The organism is Vibrio sp. CAU 1672 (genome assembly GCF_029223195.1).
Taxonomy (GTDB): Bacteria; Pseudomonadota; Gammaproteobacteria; order Enterobacterales; family Vibrionaceae; genus Vibrio.
Genome location: NZ_JARHUF010000023.1, coordinates 23,201 through 36,384, shown reverse-complemented (window position 1 = coordinate 36,384; position 13,184 = coordinate 23,201). Strand labels below are relative to the sequence as shown.

The following is a 13,184-nucleotide window of genomic DNA, read 5'->3' as shown; positions in this document are numbered from 1 at the left end:
AAATCCATCACTCTCGCCCTACTCTAACCTTATTGGATCAGATGTAACTAGCTATTACCAAGTAAATGAAGGTGGTGGGTATGGTTATGGAAAAGACCGGGTATCATGAGGGTGAAGCGATGACAAGCAAGCAATTCAATGAACTGAAACAAAAAATTAGTGAGCTGACTGCCAACCAGCTGAAATCATTGCAGGGCGAAATTAACCAGAAGTTGAATCACAATATTTCCCCCGTACTCTCTGGTGAAGAACGTGAGATGTTATCTAAGCTGTTTTCTTGATCTCATCTTTCTTGTCAATGAGTTGAATATTTTTTCGCCTCAAGATATGCTATCCGCAGCATAAGGAGCGGAGGAGCTATGTCAATATCAGGAATTCAGGCGGGACATCAAATACTGCAGTCATCGCAGAACATGGTTAAAGAAGCAGCCCATGATCTACAACAGGCAATACCCAAAGTCGATGACGCACTCAATTTTAACAAGGCTGAACTGGTAAAGACCGGCATTGAACATGCGCCATTACTCGTTGGGTCAGAAGCCATTGTCCCGGTCATCGCGCTGACTCAAGCCGCCGGTTACAATCGTATCGGTGCGTCAGTAGTAGAAAAAAACAACGAAGTGATCGGTAGCCTACTCGACATTCATGTATAGCGCCGTAAACTGGCCGCCACTGATTAATTTTTTCAACTCCCTTCTCTCACAGGCTTCCCCAGATTAACTGCTATAGCAGCGCATAGACACTGCTACCAATCAGCAAAGGCACAAAAGCAAACACCACATCAAACACTCGGGTCTGTTTCGCCAGCCAGATCATTAAAGGTGCACTGAAAAAAGACAATAATAAGTAGTGTATCGGATACATTGGCGGCAAATACCACAGCAAGATAAGATGCGTCAGAACATGCACCGTGCAACTCCACATATCTGGTTTTATTCGTTGTATCAACATAAAAGAAAATAACAGGCTTATCGTTGCAGGCATGGTACACCTTTGTTGGTAATGATTATCATTTGCAATGATAGCCTGATTTTACCTTTCTGTTCAATATCATTTTCATTACCAGTCGCACAACAACCATAAGCCATAGCGATAATTTGAATCGCATCCGATTTAGCCCTTAAACGTTTGCGTAATCGCTAACCTTCTCTTAACCTTAAATTGATGCTTTCATCACGGTTTTTCAGTTGCTATAGTCTTGCCATCAGAACGAACTAGACCATTCGAGGCACGGAGCTTCCTCACTTATCTCAAGAAGAGAAGAATTGGTACCGACAGAATTCGGCAGATTTAAGAGGGTCAAATAATGGAAATGAATATGGTTGAGATTCTAGGCTACGCTGCATCTATCATGGTCGCAATCTCGCTGACAATGAAAGACATCGTGAAGTTACGTGTTCTAAACTTTATCGGTTGTGCACTGTTTACCGCCTACGGCCTGGCGATTGATTCATGGCCAGTAGTACTGACCAACGGCTTTATCGCTTGTGTTAACGTCTACTTCCTGGCGAAAATGCAACGTGAAAAAAAAAGCCTAGAACTTGAAAAAGCCTAAGCAAAAAGAATTACCAAAGCCCGTAAGCGCAACGCTTGCGGGCTTTTTCTTTATGATTCCCCCTCTTCTCGCCTCCGGACCAACGCACCTTTCCCTTTTCGATCATGCACATAAGCCCGCATTTCAAGCGTGACTTTTGTTTTACCCTTGCCTGGCCCACTCTGTTAATGTGGCGGCCCAAACGTTGAATACACCTCGTCTGAGATTGCCAAAAACACATAACAGGATATACTCAAGCCGTTGATCATCAGCGTCATTGAGAAAGATTATTATGAATATTGGTGAAGTCGCAAAACTGACCGGACTTTCTGCAAAATCGATTCGACTTTATGAAGAGAAAGGCATCATTTCGTCACCTGCACGTAGTGACGCGGGTTACCGGGAATATTCTGCCACACATATTCAAGAGCTTAACCTGGTATCACGAGCCAAAAGTGCCGGTTTTTCCCTGCAAGAATGCCGGGAGTTCGTCCAACTGGCTGGCAATCCCAACCGCAAGAGTAGCGAAGTCAAATCAAAAACCTTGGACAAACTACATGAAGTTGAGCAGAAAATTGCTCATTTGATGGAAATAAAACAGCAGTTAGAGAGTTGGGCATCTGCCTGCCCGGGTGATGCGAAAAGTCGCTGCCCCATCATTGATGAACTGATCAAATAGTAGCCTTGCTGTTGGGCGAGAACATTCACAACAAACCAGCCTTGATCTTTCTTCGATGAAAGACACGAGGATTTGCTCTGTTAACCTCTAATTTATCGGCCTCCAAGCTTTCTAAGCGTAGCAACATTATATATTCTCAAACCATTATAACCGGAACCAATAACTGTTATGTACTCAGCACCGTGTAATAGAAACTGAGTCACCGACATGGAGTAGATGATGAAAAAACTGATTTTGATGTTCTTCGTAACGACAACACTGATGGCCTGCACTGAAGTTGGCAGCGAAGAATGGTGTAATGATATGAAAGAAAAGCCAAAAGGTGAATGGACCGCCAATGAAGCGTCCGATTTCGCAAAACACTGTGTTTTCTAAAAACCGCCTTACAACATAACGCAGAGACCCGATAGCCCGCAGCATTAGTCGCGGGCTATTCGTAAGTCTCGATAAATGCCTTTAATCCAGCCTCATCGACGATTTCTAATCCATGTTCCTCTTTTCGGATCAGCCCCTTATCCATTAGATCTTTCACCGCACGGCGATAGACTCGCCCAGAGGTACCAAAACGCTCTGCTTCCTGGTTGACCTTACCAAACCCACCCAGCAAAGTGTTGGCCTGTTTTTGTACCAACAAGTCGTAAGCAATGTTGTACGTGATCGGATGCAACAACCGATTGGTATAAATATCCATCGAATCCTGATAGTCCTCTGCTAATGCAGAAGCAAAAAAGAACAACATTTCAGGATGTTTGTGCAATGCTTCAGTGAGTTTTTGTATGCAAATTACATCCACCTGCATATGTTCATCCACTACTACATTCCACTGGCACGGGGTCTGAGTAAAATACTCCATCTCACCATAAATGTGATAGTCACAATTAGCCTCACCGAGCTGAAACCGGCGACCATTGGCGGCAATGATACTCATCGAAACACGGCCAACAGGAACAACATAAAGATACTGGAGTTGCTCACCCTGGCGCAGGATCGCTTCACCGGCATCAAAATATCGGCTACTGATCTGGCACTGATAAATCAATTTCCGAAACTCAGCACGTTTCTGCTCTAAATAGCTTTTAAAACGACCATTTGGGTAAGGGGCAATTTTCACGCGCCATTCTCTTTATTGATAGCAAACTCAAGTCGATTGTAACTGCTACATCCACCCGATGGTAGCTAATCCCAATCTGAACACTTACTTATCCAGATTGGGATAATAAAAAAGCGACAACTGGGTGCCGCTTTGAACGTTGATCAAATGAGATTGGCTCAGCTTTGTGCAATAAGAGCTTCCAGCGCTGCCAGGGATGCCAGTTTTTCTCCCGCCATCATCACCTGCGCTTCATCTACGTACTGACCTACCCCTTCTTTCACATCTTGTTGGTAACGTACGACGTTGTTCAGGATAGAGGCAACCTGTAATCCCCGCAGACGGCCAACCGTAAATAACGCTGAGGTTTCCATATCAGCACCAAGAATGCCCTTCTTGTTCCAGTACTGGCATATCGCGTCTTCCTCATCGGTATAAAAACTATCGTGTGAACGAACGACACCGAGATGATATGGCGTGGTTTGTTTTGACAAATAGGAGTCCAGCTCTTTCAGCAAAGAAAAACTGGCATAAGCCGGGTATGCCGCACCGACATACGCTTTCGAGCCGCCTTCGTCTCTCACTGCGCCCTCTGCAACAATCAACTCCCCGAGCAGAATACCCGACTGCATTGCCCCGGCTGAACCAACACGAACCACATGCGTTACACCGCACTGTTTTAGCTCTTCCACGGCGATGATCATCGACGGAGCGCCAATTCCGGTACTGCAGACAGACACCGCCTTACCCTTGTACGTAGCGGTAAATAGGCGATATTCACGGTTCTCCGATACCAGCTCAACATCATCACACAAGGCTGCGATGCGATTCGCCCGGTCGGGCTCGCCACAGACAATAACTAACGGGGCAACTTGTGTTTCATCCACTCCAATATGGGGTTGTTTAACCATGGGACTATCCTTACGCCGTTGCCTGAATCAGTGTTTTCTCACCATTGCGTTTCGCACTGCGAGCCCATTCACGCGTGCCGTTAGCGGCAATAAACATAAGAATCGCATACTGCACCGACATCGCATACACACCTTGCGTCGCATAAACGCCGACACTGATGATGTTGATCACCACCCAGAGAACCCAGTTTTCTACGTACTTACGTGTCATCAGAATTTGAGCAACCACAGACAATACCGTCATCGTTGCATCCCAGAAAGGGAATGCATCCGGCTCAAGTACCGGCTCAACAAGATTGGCACCAAACAGATTCAGTGTCTCTACGGCAATGTTTGCCAGTGCGAAAAAGAATGGGTCGATATAAATGGTCAGTAAAGCAATCGCCACCACACAAACAGAGCCGGTTGCAATCTGTTTCTGTTTACTCAACCAACGAACTTCTAATGTTTCACCCTGTGCATTTGGCCTTGTCCACGCATACCAGCCATATATGTTGGCACAGAAGAAAAACAACTGCAGCAGCAGTAACCCGTATAGCTGAATCTGGAAAAAGATAACCGCAAACAAAGTGACGTTCAGTAAACCAAATAAGTAGTTGATGGTTTTTTCCTGGCTCGCGAACCAGATACACAGCAAGCCGAAAACGGTGCCGAACGCCTCGATCCAGCTCATCGCATATCCGCCGCCAACCGGGATAGTAATGAGGCTGTTGTTAATGTCTAGCAAGGCAAATAAATCCATAGAGAGGTCCTTTGTTATTGTGCTTGGAATACGCTTATCTTATGGTGCCGGAGCAAACAAAAAGGAGGACATTTGTCCTCCCTTCGATGTAACGGATCATAAAACAGGTCAATACTTTGGTTAACGTACTATTTTCGACCATCATATATGGAATACGTTATGAACCATGACCTAAATAACGTTTTTTGAAAGCTGATGCTGAAGCAAAAAGCAATGACAGAAGCAGCGTAATTACAAAACCCAGTGAGTACTCAAACGCCTCATTCACCAGTAGCTGATAGCAGCTCAATAAGAAAATAAACACCACTGCAATTACGTTAACGCAGTGTAACCGTGGGTGCTTAACCGAAAACTTTGCGTATCCCTTTGACAACATATTGCTCGTCCAAAAACATGTAATTAATATTTTTATCTGTAGTGAGGGATAATTCTAAGCCTTTATTATTAAAAGAGAAATGACTTACTTCATTTTTTGGTAAAATATCACAACGGTTAATGTGATCAATTAACTCAATAAAACCTTGACACTTTTTCGTTCAACGAGTGTCGGTTCTAACTGGACCACCTGAGCTTCATCAGATTTGTCATTCAGTTTATGCAATAATGTTTCGACTGCGGCCTGGCCCAGGCGGTACTTGGGCTGGTGAATGGTAGTCAGTGATGGTGACATGTATTTGGCAATATGGATGTCATCATAGCCAATTAAGGACAAATCTTGTGGAATGTGTAATCCCTGTTCATTGGCCGCGTTGATCACGCCCATTGCCATCATGTCATTAGAAACAAAAATCGCACTGGGTAGTGAACCACGCCCGATCATGGTGTTAAGAGCCTGATAACCTCCTTCACACTCAAAATCCGATTCCACAATCCAGTCGGCATTAAACGCTAAACCGGCTTCGTTCATCGCCCGCTTGTAACCTTCATAGCGCATCTGTGCCTGATGTTTTATCAGCGGACCGGTTATACAACCGATGTCTTTGTGGCCACAATCGATCAAGTATTTTGTTGCCAGGTAACCACCGCGCAGCGAATTATCCTGGATCTTATCGCTGGTAAACAGCATTGGACCCCAGTCCATCACCACAACCGGAATGTCCGGATAGCGCTCAAATACATCAATCCGCTCCCCTTCCAGCGAAGAACACATCAGGATCAGGCCATCAACACGCTTTTGCAGCAAAGTATTGATCGAATCCCGCATGCGCTCGTTGTCCCCTTCGGTGTTGCACAAGATAAGGCTGTAGCCCTTTTGATAACAACTGCGCTCAACGCCTTTGACCACTTCACCAAAAAACGGGTTAGTTGAAGTCGTCACCAGCATGCCGATAGTTTTGGTTCGGTTCACTTTGAGGCTACGCGCCAACGCCGAAGGCGCATAGTAATTCAGCTCCTTTGCCGCTTTGTTGACCCGCTCCGAAATTTCCTCACTGACAAAACGGGTCTTGTTGATAACATGGCTCACTGTGGACGTCGATACGCCAGCCAATTTTGCGATGTCTTTCATCGTCGCCATGTTATTCCTCTCCTAAATCTTTTACTTAATACGTTTGTGCTAAAAACCCCTCAACCTCTTCTCGGCTTGGGATCGACGTTTGCGCACCAAAACGCGTCACCGAAATCGCGGCCGCAGCGTGTGCAAACTTAATCGCTGATTCTAAGGGCAAATCTTCCAATAAACCAGTCACTAATGCCCCATTAAACGTATCACCCGCTGCGGTGGTGTCAGTTGCATCAACCCGGAACCCGGAGATCAGCTGGCCGCGCCCGCTCTGGCTAAGCCAGACCCCTTTCGCACCCAGTGTGATCAACACTACGTCAATGCCTTTACTGTGCAGAACATTCGCCGCTTCCTGAGCGCTGTCATTATCAGTCACCGTCACCCCGGTCAGCACCTCGGCTTCTGTTTCATTCGGGGTGATCACATCGACGCTGGCCAGCAGCTCGTCCGATAACGCCCTTGCCGGTGCCGGATTGAGAATGACCTTAGTCCCCGCCTCTTTTGCAGTATGTGCCGCTTTTTCAATGCCACAGATTGGCGTTTCCAGTTGCATCAGCAGGTAACTGGCTTGACGAATGCGGTTTAAGTCCGGTTCAATCACCTCAGCGGTCAATCTCTCATTCGCTTCAGCCGAAATGCAAATGCTGTTTTCACCACTGTCGGACACTTGGATCATCGCGATCCCGGTCGGGCAGTTGGGCTGCATTTTCACCCCAGCGATGTCAATGCCATCCATTTTGAAATTCTCACGGATATTGATACCAAAGGAGTCGTCACCCACACAGGCGATGAATCCGATATCCGCATTTAAACGCGCCGCAGCAACGGCTTGGTTGGCGCCTTTTCCGCCAGGAATAACTTGATAGTTGTGACCATAAAGCGTCTCGCCTGGGCGAGGGAAAGAAGGCACTTGAAGAACATGGTCAGCGTTAACACTACCTAAAACCACTAACTTATTCATACGGTTATCCTCGGTTCTGTATGAACCCTTTATAAAAAAACAGAGAGAATAGATGGCTATGGGTTTTCACCTGATAAAAAGCCAGAGGCATCTATTCTTGCTCTCTCCGCCCAACGACAGAAAAAGGAGAAGAGAGCAAAGAAATGCCTGCGTATTACTTAGAGACGACTTTCAGTGGTACCGGAATGTACTCGTTAACCTTCTCACCTTTAAGCACTTTGTCTGCCGTCTCGACGCCCAAAGCACCAATCAGATCAGGCTGCTGAGCAATGGTAGCGGCTAACTTACCGCGCTGCACCGCCGCAATGCCGTCTTCAGTGCCGTCAAAACCAACAATCGTGATCTGTTTACCGGAAGCCTGCACAGCACGCATTGCCCCTAGCGCCATCTCGTCATTCTGTGCAAACACAGCTTGTACATCCGGGTTAGCTGCCAGTAAGTTTTCCATTACATTAAGGCCTTTAGTGCGATCAAAATCCGCTGGCTGGCTGGCAAGCAGCTCCATCTCACTGCCTTTTACCGCGGTCATAAAGCCCTCGCCGCGTTCACGAGCCGCAGAAGTACCGGCAATACCTTCCAGTTGGATTACTTTGGCTTTTTCACCTACTTTTTCCATGATGAAGTGACCGGCCATTTCACCGCCAATCACGTTATCCGAAGCGATATGACTGACCACTTTACCGCGGCTGGCACCACGGTCTAACGTTAGCACCGGGATTTCAGAACGGTTGGCCATGCGGATGGCGTTGGAGACCGCATCTGAGTCAGTTGGATTAATCAAAATCGCTTTCACACCGCGAATCGTCAGGTCTTCGATATTTGACAGTTCTTTACTCGGGTCATTTTGCGAGTCAAGGACAATCAGGTCGTATCCCAGTTCTTTCGCTTTCGCTTCTGCGCCGTCTTTCATTGTGACAAAGAACGGGTTGTTCAGCGTAGAAACCACGATAGCCATTGTATCTTGCGCATGAGCGGCAACCGATACAGTGGAGGAAAGAAGCGCAGCAGAGATAAGAGTTGCAAGTTTTTTCATCGTTAAAGTCCTTTGTGTAGGGGATGCTTAGAGCATTCTTTTGTTTTGATTTCACCAATAAAGGTGACATTCAATTATCGCTATCTGTATCAGGGCTGAGTGATGCCTGAGTCAGACAAAAATCTTATAATCCAATTTATTATGACGTTCTCTTTTAGCCGTAAGTCTATGTTTTATCGAAACTTACGGCTAAGCTTCGTCATTACTTATTTTTGTTATCCACCAGTACTGCCAGCAGAATTACAATTGCTTTGGCAATCATCTGGTAGTAAGAAGATACATCCAGCAGGTTAAGCGCGTTATTCAGGAAGCCAATGATCAGTGCACCAATCAGGGTGCCCATGATGCGGCCTTTACCACCCATCAGGCTGGTACCACCCAGTACCACCGCTGCGATTGCGTCGAGCTCATAACCCATACCGGCTGTTGGCTGCGCCGAAGACAAGCGCGAGGTAACAATGATGCCAGCCAATGCCGCCAACATACCGCAGATGGCATACACACCAATCTTGACACGATCGACATTAATGCCCGATAAGCGTGTCGCCGATTCGTTACCACCGAGGGCATAAACGTAGCGGCCAAAGCGAGTGTGGTTAAGCAAGTACCAGGCAGCCGCGAACACAATCATCATCAGCCACACCGGAACCGGGATACCCAGAGCGTAACCGGTACCAAACCAGGCAAAAGCATCCGCGGTATCGGTAAAACCTGTCGAAATTGGTCGGCCGTCGGTGTAGACCATAGTCACACCGCGTAATAACGTCATGGTAACCAGTGTGGCAATAAACGCCTGCACTTTACCTTTGGCGATAATCACACCACTGATAGCCCCCAACACAGCACCGGCGAACAACGCAGTTGGTATCGCCACCAGCACCGGCACTTCCAGTGCAATCATACTGGCAGCGAAAGCACCACACAGTGCCAGCACAGAACCGACACTCAGATCGATCCCCGCCGTTAAAATAACCAGGGTCATACCGACAGCGATGATGGCATTGACTGAGGTCTGGCGCAGAATGTTCAGAATATTGTCAACGGTGAAAAAGTTAGGGTTTAAAAACGACACCACAACAATCAAAAACAACAGTGCAATCAGTGATTTTTGTTCAATCAACCACTCTTTGCTGAGCCATTTTTTGCTGCTCGTTTCAATTGGTTTGCTCATGGTATTGGTACTCATGCTGCTTCCTCATTCATTTGTTTGCCAACGGCACATGCAAGTAGTTTTTCCTGATCGGCGTCTTTGGCATCAAATTCACCGGTAATGCGACCTTCATGCATCACCAGGATGCGGTCGCTCATGCCCAGCACTTCCGGCATCTCGGACGAAACCAGGATGATACTCATGCCATCGGCTTTAAATTTATTGATCAGCTGATAAATTTCCTTCTTGGCCCCGACATCGACACCGCGCGTCGGCTCATCCAGAATCAGCACCTTCGGCCGGGTCATCAAGCCCTTGGCTATCGCCACTTTCTGCTGATTCCCCCCTGACAGGTTGCCGATGATTTGATCTCGGGTCGGGGTTTTGATGTTAAACAGTTTGATAAAGTCCTCGACCGCCGTTATCTCTTCACCGTGCTGGATCTGAATGCCTTTGGTTAACTGGTCAAGTGCACACAGAGACATGTTCTCTTTTACTGACAAGCCCAGTACTAAACCATCGCCTTTACGGTCTTCCGAGATATAGGCAATGCCGTTTGCCAGGCCATCTTGCGGACTCACCGGGTTAATGGTTTTGTTGTCCAGGTTGATCACGCCCTTCTCACTCGGCAGTGCACCATAAATCACCTTCATCAACTCGGTACGCCCGGCTCCCATCAGGCCGGATATACCCAGAATCTCACCACGGTCAAGCTTGAAACTTACGTCATGCACGCCTGACCCGGTTAAACCGATCACTTCCAGGCACGTTTCCCCGTGTCGGACATCAATACGTGGATACTGATCTTCCAGCTTACGACCAACCATCATTTCGATCAGACCGTCTTCATCGGTATCTTTAACCTGACACTCACCAATAAACTTGCCGTCCCGCAGCACCGTAATGTCATCACAAATTTCAAAAATTTCTTTTAATCGATGTGAGATGTAAACAATGCCGCAGCCTTGTTCACGCAGTTCATTGATGACGCTGAACAGGGATTCCGTTTCGGTATCGGTCAGGGCATCCGTCGGCTCATCCATAATGATGACCTTAGATTCAAAAGACAGCGCTTTGGCGATCTCCACCATTTGCTGCTCACCCAAACTGAGATCACCCAACAAGGTTTTTGAACTGTGTTTGACATTCAACCGGGCCAGTAAACGATCCGCTTCCCGGTACATTTCCGCCCACTGAATGCGTCCCATCGCTCCGGTAATTTCACGCCCAAGGAAAATATTTTCCGCAATCGTCAGTTCCGGGATCAGGTTCAGTTCTTGGTGGATAATACTGATCCCCGCTTCCTGCGAATCACGCGGGCCGTTGAAAGCCGCTGGGCGGCCCTGATACTGGATACTGCCAGAGTCAAGGTGATGAATGCCGGTCAGCACTTTCATCAAGGTCGACTTCCCTGCCCCGTTTTCTCCCATCAGCGCCATAACACGCCCCGGATACACATTCAGGCTGGCCTTATCCAGAGCCTTCACACCAGGGAACGCTTTTTCAATCTCGCTCAATTGTAGGATGGCTTGAGTCATAATCTTTCCTTTATAATGTCTGGCTTAAAACACCACACCAGCTTGGAAAATCACATTCGCGTATGGCGTACATTCGCCAGTACGAACCACCGCACGACTTTGCCCGGTACGGGTTTTGAATTCTTCATGGCTAAGGTATGAAACCTGAATTGGTTTCCCGTTAGCTTCACTCTCTGCACTCAATGCTGAAAGCAAGGCATCATGATGAGCCGGGCTGACCTGCGAAAATTCTTCCGCAATGATGACCCCTTCAATTTGCGATTCAGACAACATCACCCGAACCGTCTCTAAAAAACCGGGAACACCATGAGTCAGAGCTAAATCTATGCGTTGAACGTGTTCCGGAATGGGTAAGCCCGCATCACAAATCGTGATTTCATCCGTATGCCCCAGTGTCGCCACCAGGTAAGAAATATCTGAATTTATTAGGGTACTTTTTTTCATCTTAACGACCTTTCACTTGCACGTTTACGCTGCCGAGTGTTTGTCGCCTTGCTCGTTATAATATTCACTGGCGCAAACCCATCGAAACGTTTCGATGTCATAATAAACTCGCTCGGCAAATTGACCAGCGACAAAACGACAAGGTGTGATAGTGATCTGCTATTAATTAAATACTCAACATCAAAAAAGCGTATAGATCACACTGCATCATCGAAACGTTTCGATGGCAACACAAATAGAGCCGCTATCCGGATAAGCAAAGGCGTTTTTCCAACAGCGCTTTAACCGTCACCTTTCTTACCTGGCACATCAGTTTTCTGTGACTGTTGACCAAAAGACCTGATTAAGTACAATCAGCCCGTGTTTAATCCCTATCTTTCTCAGGAGTGCATATGCCAGCGGTAAATTACTGCGCCACTGCATGCACTGCTGCCGTTAAAATTGCTTACCTTACGCAACCTTATATTGCTTAGCTACCGCGGTGATGAGCAATACGCTTAGTCACTGCGACCAAACACACGATATTTTGAAATAACCAGCGTCTTACACAGTTCAGGTCGAATCCCGCGTTTTTGCCTGCTGTTTAAAAGGTAGCGTGGTGATGTGTTTTTATTTGAAGCGTTGCCTGGAGATGACAGTTTTTGTCGCTATGGCCATAACTGCCACCAGGCTATTCGGTGCAAGTATTCGTCACTTTCATAGTGATAAAGGCGCCCGCAGCTAAATCAGACAGGTGTAAAACTGCAAGTAACCATGTTGGTGGGCCGGACTTCGCTATCAGACCGCACTTTTACCATATTAACGCCGAGTCACACGAAGACTGGTGTAATCCGCTATAACACAGAGAAATACCCACGATTAAAGGGCATGTCCCGAGGTAACGAATGGAAAGAATCAAACACTGGACTCGCATGGAAATGCTCCACGAGACAGTACAAAACAAAAATATTATCCTTAAAGGTACCCACAGTTATTACAGCGATGCATACGACAATGGCTTTGAACGATCCGTTGTTCGTTATCTGCACGGAGATGAAGCCACACGCCACAGAGAGCCGCGCTGGGAAATAGATAAGCTCTATATCGGTGACTATGTCTGTATTGGTGCCGAAGTGGTGATCTTAATGGGTGGCAACCATAACCATCGAGATGACTGGTTCTGTTTATACCCGTTCATGGATATGATTGACACAAGTTATCAATCCAAAGGCGATACCCATCTAAAAGATGGCTGCTGGCTAGGTATGCGCTCAATGATCATGCCTGGAGTCACGGTGGGTGAAGGTGCCGTTGTGGCAGCCAACAGTGTGGTCACAAAAGACGTTCCCCCGTACACCATTGTCGGTGGTTCTCCGGCCAAACCGATTCGCCTGCGTTTCCCGCAAGAGACTATTGAGCGGTTGCTGGCCCTGGATATTTATAACTGGCCAGAAGAGAAGTTTAATGCACTAAAAGACTTGATTTGCAGTGCCGATATTGATGCGCTGGAGAAAGCGCATCATCACTATAATGGTCAATAAAATCTCGCCCCAATGACCATGGTGAGTTCTGCTACTGCAGGAAATACAACAGAGGCCTGTTTAAAGCAGGCCTCTGTTCGC

The 13,184-nt window shown here is 47.0% G+C and carries 16 protein-coding genes; 6 read left to right on the top strand and 10 right to left on the bottom strand.

Features of this window, described 5'->3' with window-relative positions:
• Positions 1 to 80 precede the first annotated feature (80 nt).
• Together P2G85_RS17200 and P2G85_RS17195 are read left to right on the top strand one after the other, a co-directional pair.
• Complete coding sequence (locus tag P2G85_RS17200) at positions 81 to 281, top strand: hypothetical protein (protein WP_275865319.1); 201 nt, start codon at positions 81 to 83, stop codon at positions 279 to 281.
• Positions 282 to 359: 78 nt separating this feature from the next.
• Positions 360 to 653 (top strand): hypothetical protein, encoded by a 294-nt coding sequence (locus P2G85_RS17195; RefSeq protein WP_275865295.1) that lies wholly within the window; start codon positions 360 to 362, stop codon positions 651 to 653.
• 70 nt (positions 654 to 723) lie between these two features.
• On the opposite strand, the gene P2G85_RS17190 is transcribed toward P2G85_RS17195, so the two are convergent.
• Positions 724 to 909, bottom strand: coding sequence for a hypothetical protein (locus tag P2G85_RS17190; protein WP_275865294.1), 186 nt, complete (start codon positions 907 to 909; stop codon positions 724 to 726).
• A 397-nt stretch (positions 910 to 1,306) separates the two neighbouring features.
• Between P2G85_RS17190 and P2G85_RS17185 the strand changes: the two genes are divergently transcribed.
• From P2G85_RS17185 to P2G85_RS17175, 3 genes are all read left to right on the top strand, one after another.
• On the top strand, positions 1,307 to 1,555 hold the full coding sequence (locus P2G85_RS17185; RefSeq protein WP_275865293.1) for a YgjV family protein: 249 nt from the start codon (positions 1,307 to 1,309) through the stop codon (positions 1,553 to 1,555).
• 271 nt (positions 1,556 to 1,826) lie between these two features.
• Complete coding sequence (cueR, locus tag P2G85_RS17180) at positions 1,827 to 2,213, top strand: Cu(I)-responsive transcriptional regulator (RefSeq protein WP_275865292.1); 387 nt, start codon at positions 1,827 to 1,829, stop codon at positions 2,211 to 2,213.
• A 219-nt stretch (positions 2,214 to 2,432) separates the two neighbouring features.
• Positions 2,433 to 2,588, top strand: a complete 156-nt coding sequence (locus tag P2G85_RS17175; protein ID WP_275865291.1) for a DUF3012 domain-containing protein — start codon at positions 2,433 to 2,435, stop codon at positions 2,586 to 2,588.
• A 55-nt stretch (positions 2,589 to 2,643) separates the two neighbouring features.
• Here the strand turns inward: P2G85_RS17175 and P2G85_RS17170 are convergent, their stop codons facing one another.
• The 9 genes from P2G85_RS17170 to rbsD all read right to left on the bottom strand — a co-directional run bounded on the left by P2G85_RS17170 (position 2,644) and on the right by rbsD (position 11,583).
• A complete protein-coding gene (locus tag P2G85_RS17170) occupies positions 2,644 to 3,324 on the bottom strand; it encodes a Crp/Fnr family transcriptional regulator (RefSeq protein WP_275865290.1) in 681 nt (226 codons plus the stop codon).
• Positions 3,325 to 3,482: 158 nt separating this feature from the next.
• Positions 3,483 to 4,214, bottom strand: coding sequence for a nucleoside phosphorylase (locus P2G85_RS17165; RefSeq protein WP_275865289.1), 732 nt, complete (start codon positions 4,212 to 4,214; stop codon positions 3,483 to 3,485).
• Between the two features lie 10 nt (positions 4,215 to 4,224).
• The gene (gene pnuC / locus P2G85_RS17160) at positions 4,225 to 4,956 is read right to left on the bottom strand and encodes a nicotinamide riboside transporter PnuC (protein ID WP_275865288.1); all 732 of its coding nucleotides are present in this window, start codon (positions 4,954 to 4,956) and stop codon (positions 4,225 to 4,227) included.
• A gap of 505 nt (positions 4,957 to 5,461) precedes the next feature.
• The gene (locus P2G85_RS17155) at positions 5,462 to 6,472 is read right to left on the bottom strand and encodes a substrate-binding domain-containing protein (protein WP_275865287.1); all 1,011 of its coding nucleotides are present in this window, start codon (positions 6,470 to 6,472) and stop codon (positions 5,462 to 5,464) included.
• Positions 6,473 to 6,497: 25 nt separating this feature from the next.
• A complete protein-coding gene (gene rbsK, locus P2G85_RS17150) occupies positions 6,498 to 7,418 on the bottom strand; it encodes a ribokinase (protein WP_275865286.1) in 921 nt (306 codons plus the stop codon).
• 154 nt (positions 7,419 to 7,572) lie between these two features.
• On the bottom strand, positions 7,573 to 8,451 hold the full coding sequence (gene rbsB / locus P2G85_RS17145; protein WP_275865285.1) for a ribose ABC transporter substrate-binding protein RbsB: 879 nt from the start codon (positions 8,449 to 8,451) through the stop codon (positions 7,573 to 7,575).
• A 202-nt stretch (positions 8,452 to 8,653) separates the two neighbouring features.
• A complete protein-coding gene (gene rbsC, locus P2G85_RS17140) occupies positions 8,654 to 9,637 on the bottom strand; it encodes a ribose ABC transporter permease (RefSeq protein ID WP_275865284.1) in 984 nt (327 codons plus the stop codon).
• Positions 9,634 to 11,139, bottom strand: coding sequence for a ribose ABC transporter ATP-binding protein RbsA (gene rbsA, locus P2G85_RS17135; RefSeq protein ID WP_275865283.1), 1,506 nt, complete (start codon positions 11,137 to 11,139; stop codon positions 9,634 to 9,636). The genes rbsC and rbsA overlap by 4 nt, the downstream gene beginning before the upstream one ends.
• Positions 11,140 to 11,163: 24 nt before the next feature.
• A complete protein-coding gene (gene rbsD / locus P2G85_RS17130; RefSeq protein WP_275865282.1) occupies positions 11,164 to 11,583 on the bottom strand; it encodes a D-ribose pyranase in 420 nt (139 codons plus the stop codon).
• Between the two features lie 884 nt (positions 11,584 to 12,467).
• Between rbsD and P2G85_RS17125 the strand changes: the two genes are divergently transcribed.
• The gene (locus P2G85_RS17125; RefSeq protein WP_275865281.1) at positions 12,468 to 13,103 is read left to right on the top strand and encodes a CatB-related O-acetyltransferase; all 636 of its coding nucleotides are present in this window, start codon (positions 12,468 to 12,470) and stop codon (positions 13,101 to 13,103) included.
• Positions 13,104 to 13,184 lie beyond the last annotated feature (81 nt).

Bases quoted from the DNA above. Each gene is read 5' to 3' on its own strand.
- P2G85_RS17185 (WP_275865293.1), top strand. From the start codon at position 1,307: ATGGAAATGAATATGGTTGAGATTCTAGGCTACGCTGCATCTATCATG.
- P2G85_RS17125 (WP_275865281.1), top strand. From the start codon at position 12,468: ATGGAAAGAATCAAACACTGGACTCGCATGGAAATGCTCCACGAGACA.
- P2G85_RS17155 (WP_275865287.1), bottom strand. From the start codon at position 6,472: ATGGCGACGATGAAAGACATCGCAAAATTGGCTGGCGTATCGACGTCC.
- P2G85_RS17200 (WP_275865319.1), top strand. From the start codon at position 81: ATGGTTATGGAAAAGACCGGGTATCATGAGGGTGAAGCGATGACAAGC.
- rbsB (WP_275865285.1), bottom strand. From the start codon at position 8,451: ATGAAAAAACTTGCAACTCTTATCTCTGCTGCGCTTCTTTCCTCCACT.
- rbsK (WP_275865286.1), bottom strand. From the start codon at position 7,418: ATGAATAAGTTAGTGGTTTTAGGTAGTGTTAACGCTGACCATGTTCTT.
- pnuC (WP_275865288.1), bottom strand. From the start codon at position 4,956: ATGGATTTATTTGCCTTGCTAGACATTAACAACAGCCTCATTACTATC.
- rbsA (WP_275865283.1), bottom strand. From the start codon at position 11,139: ATGACTCAAGCCATCCTACAATTGAGCGAGATTGAAAAAGCGTTCCCT.
- rbsC (WP_275865284.1), bottom strand. From the start codon at position 9,637: ATGAGTACCAATACCATGAGCAAACCAATTGAAACGAGCAGCAAAAAA.
- rbsD (WP_275865282.1), bottom strand. From the start codon at position 11,583: ATGAAAAAAAGTACCCTAATAAATTCAGATATTTCTTACCTGGTGGCG.
- cueR (WP_275865292.1), top strand. From the start codon at position 1,827: ATGAATATTGGTGAAGTCGCAAAACTGACCGGACTTTCTGCAAAATCG.
- P2G85_RS17195 (WP_275865295.1), top strand. From the start codon at position 360: ATGTCAATATCAGGAATTCAGGCGGGACATCAAATACTGCAGTCATCG.
- P2G85_RS17165 (WP_275865289.1), bottom strand. From the start codon at position 4,214: ATGGTTAAACAACCCCATATTGGAGTGGATGAAACACAAGTTGCCCCG.
- P2G85_RS17175 (WP_275865291.1), top strand. From the start codon at position 2,433: ATGAAAAAACTGATTTTGATGTTCTTCGTAACGACAACACTGATGGCC.